This window comes from Streptomyces sp. Root431, from assembly GCF_001426585.1.
GTDB lineage: Bacteria > Actinomycetota > Actinomycetes > Streptomycetales > Streptomycetaceae > Streptomyces > Streptomyces stackebrandtii.
Genome location: NZ_LMEI01000011.1, coordinates 15,516 through 34,457, shown reverse-complemented (window position 1 = coordinate 34,457; position 18,942 = coordinate 15,516). Strand labels below are relative to the sequence as shown.

The window sequence follows — 18,942 nt, the reverse complement described above, 5'->3', positions numbered from 1 at the left end:
CGCTCAGCGCACCGGAACGAACCGCACCGGCGTCCCCGGCACCGCCTGCGCGACCGCGCCCAGGTCGGCCTCCCGGACCACCGCCACCACCGGGTAGCCGCCCGTCGTCGGATGGTCCGCGAGGAAGACGACCGGGCGCCCGTCCGGCGGCACCTGGACCGCGCCCAGGACCATGCCCTCGCTCGCCAGCTCACCCGGCCGGGCCCGGTCGAGGGCCGGCCCTTCGAGCCGCAGCCCGATCCGGTTGCTCGCCGACGACACCCGGTACGCGCGCGTGGCGAAGGTGCGCAGCGCGTCGGCGGTGAACCAGTCGTCGCGCGGACCGAGCCGCACCCGCAGGACGAGCTCCTCCGGAGGGCCCGGCCAGGGCGGGGCGTCGACCGGCGTCCGTACGGCCGTGTCCGCGCCCAGCGGCAGCACCGCGTCCTCCGCGAGCGGCGCCGGGCCGAGCCCGGACAGCAGGTCGGTGGAGCGGCTGCCGAGCACCGGTTCGACGGCGACCCCGCCGCCGAACGCCACGTACGAGCGCAGCCCGCGCACGGCCGCGCCGATCTCCAGGAGGGACCCGGCCGGCACCCGGACCGCCGTCCCCCAGGCGGCGGGGCGCCCGTCCACCCGGACCGGGCAGGGCGCGCCGCCCACCGCGACGGTGACCGCGCACCGGGGCCGCAGGGCGCACCCGTCGACGGTGGTCTCCAGGACCGCCGCGCCCTCGGAGCCGCCGACATTGCCGACGAGCCGGTTGAGGAGCCGTACGGCACCCGGGTCGAGGGCTCCCGAGCGGGGCACGCCGAGATGGGCGTACCCCGTGCGCCCCAGGTCCTGCACGGTGGTGAGCGCCCCGGCCCGGACCACGGCGAAGGCCCGGTCCGTCATCGCCGCCCGCCCTTCGCCCCGGCCACCGTGAACCGCACCCGGGTGCCGGGCGTCAGCAGTGCGGCGGGCTCCCGCCCGGTGTCCCAGAGCACCGCGTCCGTGGTGCCGATCAGCTGCCAGCCGCCGGGGGAGGAGCGCGGGTACACGCCCGTGTACGGCCCGGCGAGGGCGACCGACCCGGCCGGGACGGCGGTGCGCGGAGTGGCCCGTCGCGGCACCCCGTACCGCTCGCCGAGACCCGTCAGATAGCCGAAGCCCGGCGCGAACCCGCAGAAGGCGACCCGGAACTCGGTCTCCGTGTGGAGGCGCACCGCCTCCTCGACGGACATCCCCCACAGCGCGGCGACCTCCGCCAGATCGGGCCCGTCGTAACGGACCGGCACCTCCACCGCCTCGCCCACGCGCGCGGGGAGGGCCCCCACCTCCCAGCCGTCCAGCTCGGCCGCGAGCCGGGCCGGGTCCGCCACCCCGTCGAGCAGCACCGTCCGCGCGGCCGGCACGATCTCCCGTACGGCGGGGAGCACCCCCGCCGCCCGCCGGCGCAGCAGCTCGGCGTGGAACGCCTCCGTCTCCGCCCCGCCGGCCAGCTCCACGAGGAGCGCCCGATCGCCCACGCGCAGCGTCCGCAGGCTCACGCGAAGGCCTCCACCCGGACCCCGGACGCCTCCAGGCCCTCCCGGACCCGGCGGGCGAGGCCCACCGCCCCGGGCGTGTCCCCGTGCAGGCACAGCGACCGGGCCCGTACGGCGACGGAGCTCCCGCAGTGCGCCGTCACGACCCCGGCCCTGGCCATCGCCACCGAGCGCTCCACGACCTCGGCCGGATCGCTGACGACGGCCCCTTCCTGCCCCCGGGGCAGCAGGGAGCCGTCCGCCCGGTAGGCCCGGTCGCCGAAGGCCTCGGGGACGACCGGGAGCCCGGCCTCCGCCGCGGCTTCGTGCAGCCGGGAGCCCGGCAGCCCCAGGACGGGCAGGGTCCGGTCGGCGAGCAGGACGCCCTCGACGACAGCCGCCGCCTGCTCCTCGTCCCGGACGACCCGGTTGTACAGCGCCCCGTGCGGCTTCACGTACGCCACGCGCGAGCCCGCCGCCCGGGCGAAGACCTCCAGGGCGCCGATCTGGTACGCCACTTCGGCGGCCAGCTCCGCCGCCGGGACGTCCATCGAGCGCCGCCCGAAGCCGGCCAGGTCCCGGTAGGACACCTGGGCCCCGATCCGCACCCCCCGCTCCGCCGCGAGCTCGCAGACGCGCCGCATCGTGGCCGCGTCCCCGGCGTGGAAACCACAGGCGACGTTGGCGCTGGTGACGACGGAGAGCAGCCGCTCGTCGTCGGTCAGCGTCCAGCGGCCGAATCCCTCGCCGAGATCGGCGTTGAGGTCGATCGAAGCCCCGGTCATGTGGCGCTTCCCTTCTCACCTGGTCGTGCGGTGTCGTCAACGTAGAGGATTGTTCAACAATCCAACAAGAGGCGTGTTGTCGCCGACCCCGTTCCTGCGGTTGACTCGGCGGCCGGCGGCCGGCGGCGGAAGGGAAGAGGCGCTGTGGACGTGAGTGGCGTGAGTGAGGCCGGAGGCCTGGCGGACGACCGTGCGCTGCTCGGGCGGACGAGCACGGCGGAACGGGTCGCGGACATCCTGCGGACCCGGATCGCGGAGGGCTACTTCCCGCCCGGCGCACGGCTCTCCGAGGAGAGCATCGGCGGCGCCCTCGGCGTGTCCCGCAACACGCTCCGCGAGGCCTTCCGGCTCCTCACCCACGAGCGCCTCCTCGTCCACGAACTCAACCGCGGGGTCTTCGTCCGCGTCCTCGCCGTGGGTGACGTCGACGACATCTACCGCACCCGGCGGCTCGTCGAATGCGCCGTCGTCCGGGGCCTCGGGCAGCCGCCGTACGCCGTCGACGGCCTCGTCGCCGCCGTCGCGGAGGGCGAGAGCGCGGCCCGCACCGACGACTGGCAGGGCGTCTCCACGGCCAACATCCACTTCCACCGCGAACTCGTCGCTCTCGCGGGCAGCCCGCGCACCGACGAACTGATGCGCGGCGTCCTCGCCGAACTCCGGCTCGCCTTCCACGTCGTGGCCGACCCGCGCGCGCTCCACGAGCCCTACCTCCTGCGGAACCGGGAGATCCTGGACGCCCTGCGCACCGGTGAGCAGGCCTCCGCCGAGCGCCTCCTCGCCCGCTACCTCGACGACTCCCGCGCCCGCGTCGCCGCCGCCTACGCCCGGGCCGTGGACGAACCGGAGGGCTCCTGACCGCCCCGGCGGCGGCCTCCAGGAGCCCGGTCGCATCTGCGCCGTTTCGACCGTTGTCAGTTCGAGGACCTAATCTGTCCACCGTGACTTCGCCTGCCTCGACGGACCTCGCTCCGCCCCAGCTCAGCGCGGCGCCGCGGCCCGCGCAGGGTCCGGCCGCCGACGAAGGGCTCGCGCGGCGCCTCCGCGCGCTCGCGTGCACCGCCCCGCTGCACGACCTCGACGCGCGCAAGGCGAACCTCGCCGGCGAGTACACGGTCTACGCGATGGCCGAGGTGGCCCTCTCCGCGATCGACCTCGTCACCCTCAACATGGACTTCGACACCGGCGCCGACCACGAGCAGATAGTGGCCAGGCTGCTGCCCCGCGTCGCCGCCCAGGCCCCCTCCCGCCCCGCCGCCGAGCACGAGCGCGTGGCCCGCTGGGTCCTGGAGAACCTGATCAACGTCGGCAGCGTCGACCGGGGCTTCCGCGCCGTCTACGGCACCTTCGGCACCGACGGGATCTACGTCCGCAGGGACTACGACTTCAAGCTCATCGAAGAGGTCCCCGGCTACGGGGGCGGCGTCTACCTCCGCACCACCGACGAAGCGGTCAACGTCCTGGTCGGCGCCCTCGACACCGACGTCACCAGCGCCCAGATCGCCGCCGAGGTGAAGCTGGAGGTCCTCATCAGCCGGGGCCGCCTCGCCGACGCCCAGCTCGCCGCCGAGCAGGCGCGGTACCGGACCGTGCAGTACGCCGAGTCCCTCCGCAAGACCCTGGAGGCCACCCGGCGCAACGTCCGTGCCGTGGACTGGCTCCAGGCGGTCCCGGACATGATCGACGAGGCGCTCGACCACGTGGCCGACCGCTACCGCCACGAGAACGCTATCCTCACCAACATCCGCAAGGCCCGCGACGAGGCCGAGGACCACGAGCACAAGCGCCGCGCCGCCGAGCTCGTCGACATCGTCAAGGACTGCATCCGGCGCCACACGCAGCTCCAGTCCCGCCTCCTTGAGGCCGGGCCGCTCTTCCGCGCCGAACAGGACCGGCAGGCCTTCGCGGCCCCCACCGCGTACACCGGCCTCGACCTGTACGGACAGCTCGTCGCCCCGATCCTGCCGCTCCCCGTCGAGCAGGCCGGCCGGGTCACCGACGCCTTCTTCGCCCACGGCACCGGACTGCGCACCCCCGCCTCCGTCCGCCTCGGCGACCTCGTCGACATGCTCCTCACCCCGCCCGTCGAGCGCGAGCACCTCGGCGCGGAGATGCCCGAGCCCGACCTCATCGCCACCCCCGACGACTCCCGCTTCAGCGAGGAGCAGCTCGCGAGCGCCATGCGCCTGCTCGACCTGGAGCACGACGCCCCGCGCCGCCTCTCCGGCCTGCTGGCCGAGGCCCGACGCCTCGACGACGACCTGCCCTACCTCGTCGCCCTGCTCGCCGTGCACGCGGCCAGCCCGCCCGTCGGCACGGCCTACCGCCAGGGCGAGGAGCGCCTCCTCTTCGCCGTCGACGACGGCACCCCGCTCGACGACCCCGAGTTCGGCGGCGCCGACCTCATCGTCGGTACGGCCCTCCTCGACGCGGTGGGCATGGCCGCCGACCGCTCGGAGGCGACGTGACCGTCACCCCGATCACCACCGGCACGACCGCACCGGAGCCGGGCGCGCGGCAGGAGCCCCCCACGGCCCCCACGGCCGCCCCCACGGTCCCGGGGGCCCGGACGGACTCGGACGGAACCTCGACCGAGCCGTCGTCGGTACGAGAGACGTCCGCGACCGAACCGTCCACGTCCTCGGTGGCCGAACCGTCCACGTCCTCGATGGCCGAGCCGGCCCCGGCCGACGGGCCGACCGGCGCCACGGCCGTACCCGGCCCCAGGCCGGAGACGGCCGCGCCCGGGAAGCAGTCCGAGCAGGACCCGCGGCCGGACCCCGGGCAGCACCCCGAGGCAGACGGCCGGCCGGAACCCGAGCCGGACCGTCCTGGCACGGGCGGGACCCGTGCCGAAGCCGGACCGCGGGTGCGGGCCGTGCTCGTGGACCGGCCCGGTGGCCCGCGCGGCGAGACCGGGGCCGAGCCCCCGAGGGAGCCCGGCACGAAGCCCCGGCTCGGAGCCGTACCGGCCGCGGAGCCGTCCCGTGCCGACGCCGCCTCCCGGCGCCGGAGCGTCCCGACCGTGCGCGCCGTGCGGCTCACGGCGGAGCCGGTCACGCCCGCCCGCCGCCCCGCGCCCGCGCAGGCGGCCGTCACGCCCGTACCGCTGCCCCTGCCCCGACCCGTCACCGACGACGTACCGCCCGAGAGCCGCACCGAGGAGCCCCAGCCGTGAGCGAAACCCACGCCGAGTACGCCGACGCGTGGAGCGAGCAGGAGCCCGCGCACCCCCAGGCTGCCCCCGCCCCCACCTCCTCGCCGGCCGTCACCCCCGCCGACGCGGCCGACGCGGCCCGGCTCGTCTCCTTCGGGCTCCAGCCCAAGCTGCTCCCGGCCCGGGACGCCGAGTACACCGAGCTGCTCCGCCGCTACCGCGAGGACCCGGCCTTCGCGCGCCTCGCCGACGCCGTCGCCACCGGCCTCGGGCTCATCGTCCTGGAGGTCTCCCCGCGCGCCGGGATGGCCGTCACCGCCGGCGAGGACTCCGTCTTCGCCGTCCGCATGGGCGACTACGCCCGCCGCGCCTCGCCYGACTCCGCCGACCGGTTCCTCCACGGCCTGGCCCACCTCGCCGTCGCCGCGATGGCCTTCCCCCGCCCCGAGGACCTCGCCGACGACGGCTACATCGGCCGCCTCACCGTCAACGGCGTCGACGCCTTCGTCCGCCAGGCCTGCCTGCGGCTGGAGCAGCGGGCCGAGGAGCAGGGCGAGAACACGGACCCGGCCTCCGACGCCCCCGGCCTGGAGGCCGGCTGGCGGATCTACGCCCGCCGCAGCGCCACCGGCGCCACGAAGGACGCCCGCCGCCTCGCCGGATCCACCACCGGCATCGTCGGCAAGGCCGCCGCCTTCCTCACCGACTCCGGTTTCCTCCAGCGCACCGGCGACGAGGGCGGCGGCTCCTACCGCACCACCGCCCGCTACCAGCTCCAGGTCCGCGACATGGCCGGCTCCGCCGCCATGGCCGAGCTCCTCGAACTCGGTGTCGTGCCGGTCAGCGACGGCTCGGCGACCCTCGTCCCGCCGCCCGAGGGCGACGACCTGGAGCTCGCCGCCGACGCGGGCCTCCCCTTCCACGCGTAGCGCCGTCGCCGCCCCCGCGCCGCGTAACCGACCTTCCTGAGCACGACGAGCACGAGAGTCCCCCGCCATGTACGAGCTGTCCCGGGTCCGCCTCTACTCCATCGGCCCCGCCGGTGCGCGCTACGCCGACACCGTCCTGGACCTGCGCGGAGTCGGCGCGCCCGTGCCCCACCCCGCTCCCACGCAGGCGGAGTTCTTCGAGGAGGAGCCGGTCGGCCCGCCGCGCCGCCCCGCGCCCGCGGGCGTGCTCTTCCTGGAGAACGGCGGCGGCAAGTCCGTCCTCCTCAAGCTGATCTTCTCGGTCATGCTCCCCGGCCACCGCAACACCCTCGGCGGCGCCAGCTCGGGCGTGCTGCGCAAGTTCCTCCTCGCCGACGACTGCGGGCACGTCGCCCTGGAGTGGCAGCACACCCTCACGGGCGAACTCGTCGTCGTCGGCAAGGCCAGCGAGTGGCGCGGCCGCCAGGTCTCCAACGACCCGCGGAAGTTCGCCGAGGCCTGGTACTCCTTCCGCCCCGGCCCCGGGCTCAGCCTGGACAACCTCCCCGTCGCCGAGGCGACCTCCGTCCGCAGGCCCGTCGAGGGCGCCTCCGGAGCCACCGGCCGCCGCCGCACGATGAAGGGCTTCCGCGACGCCCTCACCGAGGCCGGCAAGGCGTACCCGCACCTGGAAGTGGTCTGGGAGGAGATCCACGACCGCTGGAACGAGCACCTCGGCGAGCTCGGCCTCGACCCCGAACTCTTCCGCTACCAGCGCGAGATGAACGCCGACGAGGGCGAGGCCGCCGGCCTCTTCGCGGTCAAGAAGGACTCCGACTTCACCGACCTCCTCCTGCGCGCCGTCACCGACACCCGGGACACCGACGGCCTCGCCGACCTCGTGAGCGGCTTCGGCAACAAGCTCGGCCGCCGCGCCGAGCTGACCGCCGAGCGCGAGTTCACGGCCGGCTCCGTCGATCTCCTCGGCCGCATCGTCGAGGCCGCCGGGACCCGGGCCCACGCGCGCGACGTCCACACGGCCGCCGAGCGGCGCACCCGCACCCTCGCCCGCCGGCTCTCCGCCCGCGCCGACGAGGAGCGCGGCCGGGCCGCCGAACTGGCCCAGCAGGTCACCTCGGCCGCCCACGCCGTCGCCGAGGCCGAGACCGCCCGCGGCCGCAGCGCCGCCATCTCCGCCGAACTCGCCTACCGGCACGCCTCCCTGGCCCTGACCGCCGCCGAGAAGGGCGCGGCCTCCCAGCGCCGCGAGCTCACCGACGCCCGGACGATGCACTCCGCCTGGCAGGCGGCCGAGGTCGTCCTCCGCCACCGCGCCGCGGGCGACCGCTCCTCGCGCGTGGCCGCCGCCATCCGCGAGGCCGAGCGGGACGCCGCCCCGGCCCTCGCGGCCCGCGCGAAGGCCGCCGCCGATCTCGTACGGGCGCTCGCCGCCGCGGCCGAGGAGGGCGAGCGGCACGCGGCCGAGGAGGAGGAGCGCTCCACGGCCCTCCAGGACGCCGGCGAGACCGCCCACCGGGACGCCACGGCCGCCGCCACCGAGGCCCAGCGGGCCCGCAGCGAGGCCGGCCACCTGCGACAGCGGCTCGCCGAGGTCGAGCAGGAGACCGCGGAGGCGGTCCGGGCCGGCTGGCTCGACGACTCCGCGCCCGACGCCGACCCGGCCCGAGCGGCGCTCGCCGCGAGCGACGCGGAGAAGACCGCCGTCGCCGTCTGGGACACGGCCCGCGAGGCCGCCCGTACCGCCGCCGACCGCGCCCGCGAGGCCGCCGCGGGCGAGGCGCGCGCCGAACTCGCCGCCGCCCGCGCCGCGGACGCCGCCGAGGCCGCGGGGAACGCCTACGACGCCGAGCGCCGCGCCGCCGAGTCCCTCGCCTCCGAGGAACGCCTCGCCGAGCTGCTCAGCCTGCCGGCCGGCGGATCGCCCCTCCCGGGCCAGCGCGCGGGCGCCACCGGCACGTCCGACGAGCCCGCCGCGCAGGACGACACCTCCGACACGGCCACCGACGGCCCGGCCGCCGCGACCGCCCCCCAGGGGCCGCTGACCGTCACCGAGTTCGACCGGTACGCCGACGAGCTGCGCGGCATGCTCGACCAGGCCGTCACCTCGTCCGAGCGGCAGCTCTTCGACCTGCGCACCGCCGCGGCCGACGACTCCCGCATCCTCGGCGCCCTCGGCGACGGCGGTCTGCTGCCGCCGGGACCCGACGTCCTCGCCACCGTCGAGTACCTCGGCGAGCAGGGCATCCCCGCGCTCCCCGGCTGGCGCTACCTCGCCCAGGCCGTGGACCCCGCCGACCACGCCCGCGTCCTCGCCGCCCGCCCCGAGCTCGTCGACGGCGTCGTGATCACCGACCCCGTCTCGTACGGACGCGCCCGCGAGGTCCTCGGCACGGCGGCCCTGCTGCCCCGCTCCACCGTGGCCGTCGGCACGGCAGCCGCCCTGCTCGCCCCCGTACCGGCGCAGGACACCGGCGAGGACAGCGGCGTCTTCCTCGTACCGCCGAACCCCGCCATGCACGACGAGCAGGCCGCCGACGAGGAGCGGCACGCCCTGCGCGCCCGCGCGACCGCCCGAGACGAGGAGATCCGTACCCTCGCCGCCCGCCTCGCGGGCGACCGCGCCCTCGCCTCCCGGATCGGCGCCTGGCGCGCCGACTGCCCGCCCGGCATGCTCGCCGAGCTCGCGGCCGTCGCCTCGACCGCCCGCGAGACCGCCGAGGCCGCCGCCGCGACCCTCGCCGAGGCCCGTACGGCGCGCGGCGAGGCGGACGAGGTCGCCGCCGAGGCCGCCCAGCTCCGGGACGAGCGCCAGGAGGCCGCCCAGCGCGCCCGCCGCGTCGCCGACGCCCTCGCGGGCCTCGCCTTCCGGCTGCGCGAGCGCTCCGCCTGGCAGGCCAAGCTCCGTGAACTCGCCGACGACGCCGCCGAGTCCGAGGCCCGCGCCCAGACCTGTCTGGAACGCGCCCGCGCCGCGGACGAGGACCGGCGCGCCGCCCAGCGCGCCGCCGACGACGCCCACCGCACCGCCCGCGCCCTGCGCGCGGAGCGCGCCGAGATCGCCGGCGCCCCCGACACCCTCCCCGAGGCGGACCCGGCCGCGCCCCGCACCGCGCTCCCCACCCTCCGCGAGGCCTACCGGGCCGCCTCCCAGCTGTACGAGAAGGTCGGCGTCGGCGCCGACCTGCGCGCCGAGCAGGCCCGCGCCGAGAGCGACGAGTCCGCCGCCCTCGCCGAGCTCGACCGCCTCACCAACAAGGTCCGCACCCGCGCCGAGCAGCTCCTGGAGTCCACGGACGGCGCCGACGGCCCGTCCCGGCAGGCGGCCGCCGCCCGCGCCGAGTCCCTCGTGCAGATGCTGGAGTCGCGCGCCACCGAGGCGAGCGAGAAGCTCGGCCGCCTCCGGGGCGAGTCCGAGCGCCTGGCCCCCGAGGACGGCGAGGCGCACACCGAGCTCCCCGAGGACCGGGTGCCCGCCGACGCCGAACAGGCGCAGGCCCTGCTGCGTACCGCGACCGGCGAACTCGCCTCCCGTACGGACGCCCTGGAGTCGGCGCGCGCCGCGCACACCGGGCTGCTCCGGGACCACCGGGCCGCCGAGGACGCGGCGGGCGGCTTCGACGAGACCTCCGCCCTCCTGCGCGATCTGCTCCGCGACCACACCGACGAGGAGCACGATCCCTCCGAGACGTACACCGGCACGCTGGAGGAGGCCCGCACGACGGCGGGCGAGGCGCGCCGCGCCCTGCGCGGCTGCACCGCGGAACTGTCCGGCGCCGACGCCGCGGTACGCGAGGCCAGCGACATCCTCGTCCGGCACGCCAACTCCACCCGCTACGAGCAGGTCCGCACCCCGGCCCGCCAGCAGATCCGCGAACTGCCCGCGTCCGCGCTGCCCGAGCACGCCGCGAAGTGGGCCGAGGCCTTCGCGCCCCGGCTCCGGGTCCTCACGGACGAGCTGGCGCAGCTGGAGCGCAACCGGGACTCGATCGTGGACCGGCTGCGCGGCCTCGTGGAGTCCTCGCTCGCGACCCTCCGCTCCGCGCAGCGGCTCTCCCGGCTCCCCGAGGGGCTCGGCGAGTGGTCGGGCCAGGAGTTCCTGCGGATCCGCTTCGAGGAGCCCGACCAGGCGACCCTCGCGGAGCGGCTCGGCGAGGTCGTCGACGAGGCGACCCGGGCGGCCGTGAAGAAGAACTCCGACCTGCGCCGCGACGGCATGTCCCTGCTGCTCCGGGGCGTGCAGGCCGCGCTCGAACCCAAGGGCGTCTCCGTCGAGATCCTCAAGCCGGACGCCGTGCTGCGCGCCGAGCGGGTGCCCGTCGGGCAGATGGGCGACGTCTTCTCCGGTGGTCAGCTGCTCACCGCGGCCATCGCCCTGTACTGCACGATGGCGGCGCTCCGCTCCAACGACCGGGGCCGCGACAAGCACCGCCACGCGGGCACGCTGTTCCTGGACAACCCCATCGGCCGCGCCAACGCCACGTACCTGCTGGAGCTCCAGCGGGCCGTGTCGGACGCGCTGGGCGTCCAGCTGCTGTACACGACGGGTCTGTTCGACACGACGGCGCTGGCCGAGTTCCCGCTGGTGATCCGGCTGCGCAACGACGCCGACCTGCGGGCCGGACTCAAGTACATCAGCGTGGAGGAGCACCTGCGTCCGGGCCTGCCGCAGGCGGCCGGGGAGGGCGAGCCGATCCACGGCGAGATCACGGCGACGCGGATGTTCCGCCGGCACGCTTCCGACGACCCCACGGCCCCGCCGACGGCCACTGCCTGATCCACGACGGCAGAACGGCCCGGCCCCCACCGGGGACCGGGCCGTTCTGTCGTACTGTCAGGCGGCTTCGGAGAGCCGGGCCGTCTCCGACCGCCCCTCCGCGCGCCGCTCGCGACGCAGCTGACGTGCCGTGCTGCTCGGCTCGGACACGACGCCGTTGCGCTGGCGCCACACCTGCCGGGTGATCCAGACGTCGAGGACACTCCATGTGGCCACGACCGTCGACGCCACCGAACTGACCGTCATCGGGAACGCCAGCCAGGAGCCCGCGACCGTACAGAAGAAGGCCACCACCCCCTGGATGAGCGTCACCGACGTGATCATCACGGCGCGTACGGCGGCGGTACGCACCGGATCGGGCATCCGCTGCCGGCCCTTCTCGTCGTCCACCCACAACTGCCGCGCCGACCGCGACTCGTGTTCCATCGTCCTGTCACTCCCCACCACTGAACGCCTCCAGGGGTGGCTGCCCGTTGTGAGCGCCTTTACGCGGACAGGACCCTCCCCGCACTTAATGACGCTCGGGAGAGGGAAAAGGTTTCGCCTGATTCCGAGCGGAACGCACAATTCCAGCCATCTCCGCAGGCCGGAGAAATGGCACACCATCAGGTGTCCTGTGCCACAGTGGCCGATCCCAACTCCCCGAATACCAGGACATCTCATGATCAACGCTCACTCGACAGGCTGAAAAACGTCCGGACATGCCTTCGGGATGGCCGTGATGCAGTAGTAGGCTCACGCCGCCATTTGTTTGAATCCGAAGGTTGACGCCGTGTGTTGACGCGCGACGTCACGAACGTGAAGGACCTCCGTGGCGCGCGGGGGCCGAGCTGGGGGAGGCCATGCGCTTTCGCGGGAAGTCCATCCGCCGGAAGATCGTGGCGTTGCTCCTCGTACCGCTCGTCTCCCTGACCGGCCTCTGGGGCTTCGCGACGGTCCTGACGGGCCGCGAGGCCGACCAGCTCCTCGACGTCGGCTACATCGTCGACAAGGTCGGCTACCCGCTGGAGGACACCGCCCGCGTCATCCAGCTCGAACGCCGCCAGTCGCTCATCTACCTCGCTGACCCCCGGGGTTCCACGGCCCTCGCCTCCCTGCGCGAGACCCGCCGGGCCACCGACCGGCAGATATCCCGCATCCGCGCGAACGCCGACGACCCGGGCGTCCGCGAGGAGATGCGGCCCGTCACCACCCAGCGGCTGAACTCCCTCCTCGAAGCGCTCGACGACCTCGCATCGCTGCGCCGCTCCGTCGAGAAGCGCAGCATCGGCCGGATCCAGGCCCTCGAGTTCTACAACCGGCTCGTCGACCCCTGCTACAGCTTCCTCGTCACCCTCCACGCCCTCGAGAACGTGGAGATGGACAAGCAGGGTCGCGCCCTCGTCGGCATCACCCGCGCCCGCGAGGTCCTCTCCCGCGAGGACGCCCTCGTCATCTCCGCCCTCGTCGCCGACCGGATCACCGCCCCGGAGATCCGCACGATGACCGACCTCGTCGCCAACCGCGAGCAGTTCTACGAGGTCAACCTCGAACTCCTGCCGACCGCCGAGCGCGAGCGCTTCGAGAAGTACTGGGGCAGCCCCGAGACCGCCGCGCTGCGGGCCGCCGAGAAGGCGATCATCGACGAGGGCCCCACCGACGAGCCGCGCGCCGTCACCGCCGCCTACTGGCAGGAGGAGGCGAGCCCCGTCCTGGACGACCTCGCCCGCGAGAACACCGCGGCGGGCGACCGCTACCAGGACCGCGTCCAGCCCGCCGCCTACAGCGTCCTCCTCAAGGTCGGCGTCGCCGGCGTCCTCGGCTTCCTCGCCCTGCTCGCCTCGATCATCATCTCCGTCCGCATCGGCCGGTCACTCGTCCACGACCTCCGCCGCCTCCAGAAGGAGGCCCAGGAGGTCTCCGGCGTGCGCCTGCCCAGCGTCATGCGCCGCCTCGCCGCAGGCGAGCACGTCGACGTCGGGACCGAGGTGCCCCACCTCCGGTACGGAGAGGACGAGGTCGGCCAGGTCGGCCAGGCCCTCAACACGCTCCAGCGCGCCGCAGTCGAGGCCGCGGTGAAGCAGTCGGAGCTGCGCCGCGGGGTCTCGGAGGTCTTCGTCAACCTCGCCCGCCGCAACCAGGTCCTGCTCCACCGCCAGCTCACCCTCCTCGACACCATGGAGCGGCGCACGGAGGACACCGACGAGCTCGCGGACCTCTTCCGGCTCGACCACCTCACCACCCGCATGCGCCGGCACGCCGAAGGCCTCGTCATCCTGTCCGGCGCCGCACCCTCACGCCAGTGGCGCAAGCCCGTCCAGCTCATGGACGTGGTCCGCGCCGCCGTCGCCGAGGTCGAGGACTACGAGCGGATCGAGGTGCGCCGCCTGCCCCGCCTCGGCGTGGGCGGCCCCGCCGTCGCCGACCTCACCCACCTCATCGCGGAACTCCTGGAGAACGCCACGGTGTTCTCGCCCCCGCACACCGCCGTGCAGGTGCTCGGCGAGCGCGTCGCGAACGGCTTCACCCTGGAGATCCACGACCGCGGCCTCGGCATGAACGCCGACGCGCTGCTCGACGCCAACCTCCGGCTCGCCGAGACTCCCGAGTTCGAGCTCTCGGACACCGACCGCCTCGGCCTCTTCGTGGTCAGCCGGCTCGCCCAGCGGCAGAACGTCCGCGTCTCGCTCCAGACCTCTCCGTACGGCGGGACCACCGCGGTCGTCTTCATCCCGGCGGCGCTGCTCACCGACGCGCCCGAGACCCAGGGCGCCGGATTCCGGCTGGACCGCAAGTCCCTGGACCCGACCGCCTCCGACCGCGCCGGCACCGCCGACCGCCTCGACGGCGCCCCCGCCGGTCCCACCCCGCTGCCCACCCGCCGTCCCGTGCTCGCCCGCGTCCCGGACGTGACCGAGGCCCCCGGCGTCCTGGACGGCCCCGTCGAGCTGGAGGCGCCGCTCGACGCCGACGAGTTCGACGTGCTCTTCGACCGGTCCGCGGACCTCCTCGACACCGAGAGCGAGCGCGGCGGCCTCTTCCGGCCCCGCGACCGCCGCCGCTCCGGCCTCGCCCCGGCCGGCGAGCAGCACCAGCAGGCCCCCGACCAGACGACCGGCCGCGGCGAGGACGACGCGCACGCCGACGGCGCCGCGCGCGGCCCCGTACCGCTGCCGCGCCGCTCCACCCCCACGCTCGTCGTGGACCGCGGCCGCCGCGTCGACGAGCCGGGCAGGTCGCACCCCGCGCCTGGCCCCGACGCCGCACCGGGCGGCCGCGGACCCGGACCCGCCCCCGTCCCGGGGCCCACCCTCGTCCCCGTACCACCGGAGGGTTCCGTGGCGGCGGACGCCCCCGAGGCCTTCGGCGGGCTGCCCCGCCGCGTCCGCCAGGCCAACCTCGCGCCCCAGCTGCGCGAGCCCGCCCCGCAGGACGCGCCGGCCGAGCGCGGCACCGGAGCGGGCACCGACGACCGTACGACCGTCGGCGCCCCCGGGCCCGACTCCTTCGAGCGCGACGCCGAGGAGGTACGCGCCCGCATGGCCGCCATGCAGCGCGGCTGGCAGCGCGGACGACGGCACACCACGGACCCGGACGACGACACGTCAGCACCAGGAACGACACCCGAGGGGGACGGTCGATGACCGCACCGAACGCCGCAGCACCCAGCACCACCTCCGCATTCGGCCACGGAAACGGCGAGCTGAACTGGCTCCTCGACGAGCTCGTCCAGCGCGTCGGGTCCATCCGCAAGGCCCTGGTGCTGTCCAGCGACGGACTGCCCACCGGCGCCTCGCAGCAGCTCACCCGCGAGGACGGCGAGCACCTCGCCGCCGTGGCGTCCGGCTTCCACAGCCTCGCCAAGGGCGTCGGCCGCCACTTCGAGGCGGGCAAGGTCCGCCAGACGGTCGTCGAGCTGGAGGACGCCTTCCTTTTCGTCACGGCCGCCGGCGACGGCAGCTGCCTGGCCGTCCTCGCCGATGCCGACTCCGACGTCGGCCAGGTGGCCTACGAGATGACCCTGATGGTGAAGCGGGTCGGGGCCCACCTCACGACGGCCCCCCGGACCGGCCTGCCCTCCGGAGGGTGAGTGGGACGGGCATGAGTGACGCAGCCGAGCCGAACCAGGCGACCGAGGGCCGGCCGACGGGCCGGCACCACTGGTTCGACGCCGACGCCGGGCCGGTGGTCCGTCCGTACGCGATGACGCGCGGCCGGACCAGCGCCGCGACCCGTCACCGGCTCGACCTGATCGCGCTGGTGGTCCCCGAGCCCGCAGCCGACGACCCCGGCCGTGACCAGACGCTCTCCCCGGAACACGTGGAGATCGTCGAACGCTGCTCCGAGCAGCCCCAGTCGATCGCCGAGCTCGCCGCAGGACTCGACCTCCCCGTAGGGGTGGTCCGGGTCCTCGTCGGCGACCTCGTCGAGGACGAACTCGTCCATGTGACCCGCCCCGTTCCGCCGGCCGAACTGCCGGACGTGAGCATCCTTCGCGAGGTGATCAATGGCCTTCGGGCGCTCTAGCCGCAAGAAGCCGCTCGTCGAGCCGGTGACCCTGAAGATCCTCGTCGCGGGCGGGTTCGGGGTCGGCAAGACGACGCTGGTGGGCGCGGTCAGCGAGATCAGGCCCCTGCGCACCGAGGAGATCCTCAGTGAGGCGGGGCGGCCCGTCGACGACCTTCACGGCGTCGAGAACAAGACCACCACCACGGTCGCCATGGACTTCGGCCGGATCACCCTCCGCGAGGACCTCGTCCTGTACTTGTTCGGGACCCCCGGCCAGGACCGCTTCTGGTTCCTGTGGGACGAGCTCGCCCAGGGCGCGCTGGGCGCGGTCGTCCTCGCGGACACCCGCCGCCTGGAGGACAGCTTCGCGGCCATCGACTACTTCGAGCGGCGCGGCATCCCGTTCACGGTCGCCGTCAACTGCTTCGAGGGCGCGCGGCGGTTCCCCGCCGAGAGCGTGCGCGGTGCACTCGACCTGGATCCCGAGGTCGAGCTCCTGATGTGCGACGCGCGGGACCGCGAGTCCGTGAAGAACGTCCTCGTGGCGGTCGTCCAGCACGCCCTCGTCCTGGCGGACAGGAGCCACGCGCCGGCGGCCACCTGAGGAACCCCCTCCTGACGGAGGGGGTTCAGCGTACCGCCACCACCGCCGACCCGTGCCCGAACAGGCCCTGGTTCGCGGTGATGCCCACCCGCGCCCCGGGCACCTGCCGGTCGCCCGCCGTGCCCCGCAACTGCCAGGTCAGCTCGCAGACCTGGGCGATGGCCTGCGCGGGCACGGCCTCCCCGAAGGAACCCAGGCCGCCGCTGGTGTTGACCGGCAGCCGTCCGCCGAGCGCCGTGACGCCCTCGCGCAGCAGCTTGGCGCCCTCGCCCGTCCCGCACAGCCCGATGTCCTCGTACCACTCCAGCTCCAGCGCGGTGGACAGGTCGTACACCTCCGCGAGCGACAGGTCCTCCGGCCCGAGCCCCGCCTCCTCGTACGCGGCCCGGGCGATCGAGGCGCGGAAGCCGTGCGGCGCGGGGGAGACCGCGGCCGCCGAGTCGGTCGCGATGTCGGGCAGGTCGAGCACGGCCTTGGGATACGTGGGGGAGACCGTGGACACGGCCCGGACCCGCACCGGATCGGGCCGTCCGTACCGGCGTGCGAACTCCATGCTGGACAGGACCAGCGCGGCACCCCCGTCCGAGGTCGCGCAGATGTCGAGGAGCCGCAGCGGATCGGCGACGACGGCGGAGGCCGCGATCTCCTCGGCGGTCACGCGCGCCCGGTAGCGGGCGAGTGGATTGAGCGCGCCGGCCGCCGCGTTCTTCACCTTCACCTGGGCGAAGTCCTCGGCCGTGTCGCCGTACAGGGCCATCCTGCGGCGGGCGTAGAGCGCGAAGTACGCGGGGTTGGTCGCCCCAAGCACCCGGAAGCGCAGCCAGTCCGGATCGTCCGGCCGCTCGCCGCCGGCCGGGGCGAGGAACCCCTTGGGCGTCGCGTCCGCGCCGACGACCAGGACCACGTCCGCGAGCCCGGCCAGGATCTGGGCCCGGGCGGTCGCGATGGCCTGCGCGCCCGAGGCGCAGGCCGCGTACACGCTGGTGACCCGCGCGCCCTGCCAGCCGAGGGCCTGGGCGAAGGTCGCCCCCGCCACGTATCCCGGGTAGCCGCACCGCATGGTGTCCGCCCCGACGATCGAGCCGACGTCCTCCCAGCCCAGACCGGCGTCGGCGAGCGCGGCGCGGGCGGCGGCCGTTCCGTAGCTCACGAAACTCCGGCCCCACTTGCCCCAGGGGTGCATGCCCGCCCCGAGTACGGCGATGTCGTTCACGACCGCTCCTCCCCTTCCCGCCGCTGCTCCCCGGCGACGGGCCGCCAGTTCCAGGTGGTCCAGGTGTGCACGTCGTCCTCGTTCAGGACGCCCGGCACCACCTCGACCTCCGTGCCCACCGCGAGATCGGCCGGCCGCACCCCGGGAGCCGCCTGCCCGAGGACCACCATCGCCTCGGCCGCCAGCTCCACGGCCACGAGGGTGTACGGCTCCCAGGGCGCGTCCGGGTCGGAGACGTACGGGGCGGGCGGCCGGTACCGGCCGTCGGTGTACGACCAGACCCGGCCGCGCGGCGAGAGCGGCACCTCGGCGAGCTCGCCGCCGCCGGGGCACCCCGGATTGCGGCACCAATCGTCCTCGCGCGGGAAGAAGACCGAGGCGCAGGCCGTGCAGCGGGTCCCGAGCAGCCGGAACTCCGCCTCCGGCACCGTGTCGTCGGTGAACCAGCGGGCCACCACCGGTCTGCGTGTCCGTGCCATCGAGGCCTCCCGTACCACCGATCACCACACACCACTGATCTGACGAACCGTCAGGAGTGTGGCACGGGTGCCCGGGACGGGGAAGACCACGGGTGCACCGGCCGGGGAAGACCACGAGTACCCCGGACGGGGAAGACCACGACTGACCGGACGGGAAGACTCAGTGCCCGGCCACCGACCTCCGCGCCACCGGGAAGTCGAAGAACGTGCTCGGGAACGGCTCCGGCTTGAAGGTGAAGTGCCACCACTCCTCCGGCAGGTTCACGAACCCCTGCTCGCCGAGCGCGTCCTTGAGCAGCTGCCGGTTGGCCCGCTGCTCGCCCTGGATCCGGGGATCGTCCGTGTGCGAGCGCGTGTCGAAGCAGTCGTACCCCGTGCCCATGTCCACGGAGTTGTCCGGAAACCGCTCCTCCCGGGGCGCGTAGCACTCGGTCAGCGACTCACCCGGCACGTACGCGCGCGTGCGCACCGCCGGCAGCCGCACGATCGTCAGGTCCACCGTCGAACCCCGGCTGTGCCCGGACTTCTCGGCGATGTAACCGTCCGCGAACAGCCTCGACTTGTCGACGAGCGGATAGAACTCCTCCTTCATCCGCTCGTCCTCCAGGTCCTTCGCCCAGCGCACGAAGTGATCGACCGCCCGCTGCGGCCGGTAGCAGTCGTACACCTTCAGCGTGTAACCCCGGGCGAGCAGCCGCGCCTGCGCACGATGCAGCGCCTCGGCCGCCGGCCGGGTCAGGATGCAGAGCGGCTGCCGGTAGCCGTCGATCGGCTCGCCCACGAAATTGTGCGCGGTCGTATAGCGCATCTCCTGGACGATCGTCCGGTCCACCGAACTCAGGGCCACGAACTCCCGAGGGGCCTTGGGCTCCGGCGCGGCGGAGGCCGGGGGAGCGGGCGCGGCGACGGCGCCCGTCACGGCGAGCAGACCGGCCGCGGCGGTGACGGCGAGGGCACGGAGAGCGGAAGCGAGTCGTGTCATGCGCACCGTCTATCAGTAACGGCAGCGCCGGGAAAGGGTGATCG

The 18,942-nt window shown here is 74.9% G+C and carries 16 protein-coding genes; 9 read left to right on the top strand and 7 right to left on the bottom strand.

From position 1 onward, the window contains the following. Nucleotides 1-3: 3 nt before the first annotated feature. From ASC82_RS19795 to ASC82_RS19785, 3 genes are read right to left on the bottom strand one after another with little or no spacing between them, the layout of a single operon-like run. Nucleotides 4-876: a biotin-dependent carboxyltransferase family protein gene (locus ASC82_RS19795; protein ID WP_056649714.1), complete on the bottom strand. Its 873-nt coding sequence runs from the start codon at nucleotides 874-876 to the stop codon at nucleotides 4-6. After that, nucleotides 873-1,505 (bottom strand): allophanate hydrolase subunit 1, encoded by a 633-nt coding sequence (locus tag ASC82_RS19790; protein ID WP_056650778.1) that lies wholly within the window; start codon nucleotides 1,503-1,505, stop codon nucleotides 873-875. Before ASC82_RS19790 ends, ASC82_RS19795 begins: the two co-directional genes overlap by 4 nt. 2 nt (nucleotides 1,506-1,507) lie before the next feature. Continuing rightward, entirely contained in the window at nucleotides 1,508-2,272 is a 765-nt protein-coding gene (locus ASC82_RS19785) for a 5-oxoprolinase subunit PxpA (protein ID WP_056649711.1), read from the bottom strand. Nucleotides 2,273-2,431: 159 nt separating this feature from the next. Here ASC82_RS19785 and ASC82_RS19780 point away from each other — a divergent pair, with 159 nt between their 5' ends. From ASC82_RS19780 to ASC82_RS19760, 5 genes are all read left to right on the top strand, one after another. Beyond that, complete coding sequence (locus ASC82_RS19780) at nucleotides 2,432-3,130, top strand: GntR family transcriptional regulator (protein ID WP_056650774.1); 699 nt, start codon at nucleotides 2,432-2,434, stop codon at nucleotides 3,128-3,130. Between the two features lie 83 nt (nucleotides 3,131-3,213). Then, nucleotides 3,214-4,740: a hypothetical protein gene (locus ASC82_RS19775; RefSeq protein ID WP_056649708.1), complete on the top strand. Its 1,527-nt coding sequence runs from the start codon at nucleotides 3,214-3,216 to the stop codon at nucleotides 4,738-4,740. Next, nucleotides 4,737-5,450, top strand: a complete 714-nt coding sequence (locus ASC82_RS19770) for a hypothetical protein (protein ID WP_056649706.1) — start codon at nucleotides 4,737-4,739, stop codon at nucleotides 5,448-5,450. The genes ASC82_RS19775 and ASC82_RS19770 overlap by 4 nt, the downstream gene beginning before the upstream one ends. Then, nucleotides 5,447-6,358 carry a hypothetical protein gene (locus ASC82_RS19765; RefSeq protein WP_024759523.1) on the top strand — a complete coding sequence of 304 codons (912 nt, stop codon included), beginning with the start codon at nucleotides 5,447-5,449 and terminating at the stop codon, nucleotides 6,356-6,358. The genes ASC82_RS19770 and ASC82_RS19765 overlap by 4 nt, the downstream gene beginning before the upstream one ends. 67 nt (nucleotides 6,359-6,425) lie before the next feature. Beyond that, nucleotides 6,426-11,132 carry a hypothetical protein gene (locus ASC82_RS19760; RefSeq protein WP_056649703.1) on the top strand — a complete coding sequence of 1,569 codons (4,707 nt, stop codon included), beginning with the start codon at nucleotides 6,426-6,428 and terminating at the stop codon, nucleotides 11,130-11,132. A 57-nt stretch (nucleotides 11,133-11,189) separates the two neighbouring features. On the opposite strand, the gene ASC82_RS19755 is transcribed toward ASC82_RS19760, so the two are convergent. Further along, nucleotides 11,190-11,558, bottom strand: a complete 369-nt coding sequence (locus ASC82_RS19755; protein ID WP_056650772.1) for a hypothetical protein — start codon at nucleotides 11,556-11,558, stop codon at nucleotides 11,190-11,192. Between the two features lie 416 nt (nucleotides 11,559-11,974). Here ASC82_RS19755 and ASC82_RS19750 point away from each other — a divergent pair, with 416 nt between their 5' ends. The 4 genes from ASC82_RS19750 to ASC82_RS19735 are packed head-to-tail and all read left to right on the top strand — an operon-like array spanning nucleotide 11,975 to nucleotide 16,224. Next, nucleotides 11,975-14,755 carry a nitrate- and nitrite sensing domain-containing protein gene (locus tag ASC82_RS19750; protein ID WP_056649700.1) on the top strand — a complete coding sequence of 927 codons (2,781 nt, stop codon included), beginning with the start codon at nucleotides 11,975-11,977 and terminating at the stop codon, nucleotides 14,753-14,755. Beyond that, entirely contained in the window at nucleotides 14,752-15,201 is a 450-nt protein-coding gene (locus ASC82_RS19745) for a roadblock/LC7 domain-containing protein (protein WP_024759210.1), read from the top strand. Before ASC82_RS19750 ends, ASC82_RS19745 begins: the two co-directional genes overlap by 4 nt. Nucleotides 15,202-15,212: 11 nt before the next feature. Next, nucleotides 15,213-15,638 carry a DUF742 domain-containing protein gene (locus ASC82_RS19740; RefSeq protein ID WP_056649697.1) on the top strand — a complete coding sequence of 142 codons (426 nt, stop codon included), beginning with the start codon at nucleotides 15,213-15,215 and terminating at the stop codon, nucleotides 15,636-15,638. Beyond that, entirely contained in the window at nucleotides 15,619-16,224 is a 606-nt protein-coding gene (locus tag ASC82_RS19735) for an ATP/GTP-binding protein (protein WP_056649694.1), read from the top strand. The genes ASC82_RS19740 and ASC82_RS19735 overlap by 20 nt, the downstream gene beginning before the upstream one ends. Nucleotides 16,225-16,249: 25 nt before the next feature. Here the strand turns inward: ASC82_RS19735 and ASC82_RS19730 are convergent, their stop codons facing one another. From ASC82_RS19730 to ASC82_RS19720, 3 genes are all read right to left on the bottom strand, one after another. After that, nucleotides 16,250-17,407, bottom strand: a complete 1,158-nt coding sequence (locus tag ASC82_RS19730) for a lipid-transfer protein (RefSeq protein ID WP_056650769.1) — start codon at nucleotides 17,405-17,407, stop codon at nucleotides 16,250-16,252. Between the two features lie 26 nt (nucleotides 17,408-17,433). Beyond that, the gene (locus ASC82_RS19725; protein ID WP_056649691.1) at nucleotides 17,434-17,916 is read right to left on the bottom strand and encodes a zinc ribbon domain-containing protein; all 483 of its coding nucleotides are present in this window, start codon (nucleotides 17,914-17,916) and stop codon (nucleotides 17,434-17,436) included. Nucleotides 17,917-18,076: 160 nt separating this feature from the next. Further along, nucleotides 18,077-18,898, bottom strand: coding sequence for a M15 family metallopeptidase (locus ASC82_RS19720; protein ID WP_056649688.1), 822 nt, complete (start codon nucleotides 18,896-18,898; stop codon nucleotides 18,077-18,079). Nucleotides 18,899-18,942 lie beyond the last annotated feature (44 nt).

Excerpts from the sequence above, each read along its gene's own strand:
- ASC82_RS19745 (WP_024759210.1), top strand. The coding sequence starts at position 14,752 with ATGACCGCACCGAACGCCGCAGCACCCAGCACCACCTCCGCATTCGGC.
- ASC82_RS19795 (WP_056649714.1), bottom strand. The coding sequence starts at position 876 with ATGACGGACCGGGCCTTCGCCGTGGTCCGGGCCGGGGCGCTCACCACC.
- ASC82_RS19785 (WP_056649711.1), bottom strand. The coding sequence starts at position 2,272 with ATGACCGGGGCTTCGATCGACCTCAACGCCGATCTCGGCGAGGGATTC.
- ASC82_RS19725 (WP_056649691.1), bottom strand. The coding sequence starts at position 17,916 with ATGGCACGGACACGCAGACCGGTGGTGGCCCGCTGGTTCACCGACGAC.
- ASC82_RS19730 (WP_056650769.1), bottom strand. The coding sequence starts at position 17,407 with ATGCACCCCTGGGGCAAGTGGGGCCGGAGTTTCGTGAGCTACGGAACG.
- ASC82_RS19735 (WP_056649694.1), top strand. The coding sequence starts at position 15,619 with ATGGCCTTCGGGCGCTCTAGCCGCAAGAAGCCGCTCGTCGAGCCGGTG.
- ASC82_RS19760 (WP_056649703.1), top strand. The coding sequence starts at position 6,426 with ATGTACGAGCTGTCCCGGGTCCGCCTCTACTCCATCGGCCCCGCCGGT.
- ASC82_RS19755 (WP_056650772.1), bottom strand. The coding sequence starts at position 11,558 with ATGGAACACGAGTCGCGGTCGGCGCGGCAGTTGTGGGTGGACGACGAG.
- ASC82_RS19720 (WP_056649688.1), bottom strand. The coding sequence starts at position 18,898 with ATGACACGACTCGCTTCCGCTCTCCGTGCCCTCGCCGTCACCGCCGCG.
- ASC82_RS19740 (WP_056649697.1), top strand. The coding sequence starts at position 15,213 with ATGAGTGACGCAGCCGAGCCGAACCAGGCGACCGAGGGCCGGCCGACG.
- ASC82_RS19750 (WP_056649700.1), top strand. The coding sequence starts at position 11,975 with ATGCGCTTTCGCGGGAAGTCCATCCGCCGGAAGATCGTGGCGTTGCTC.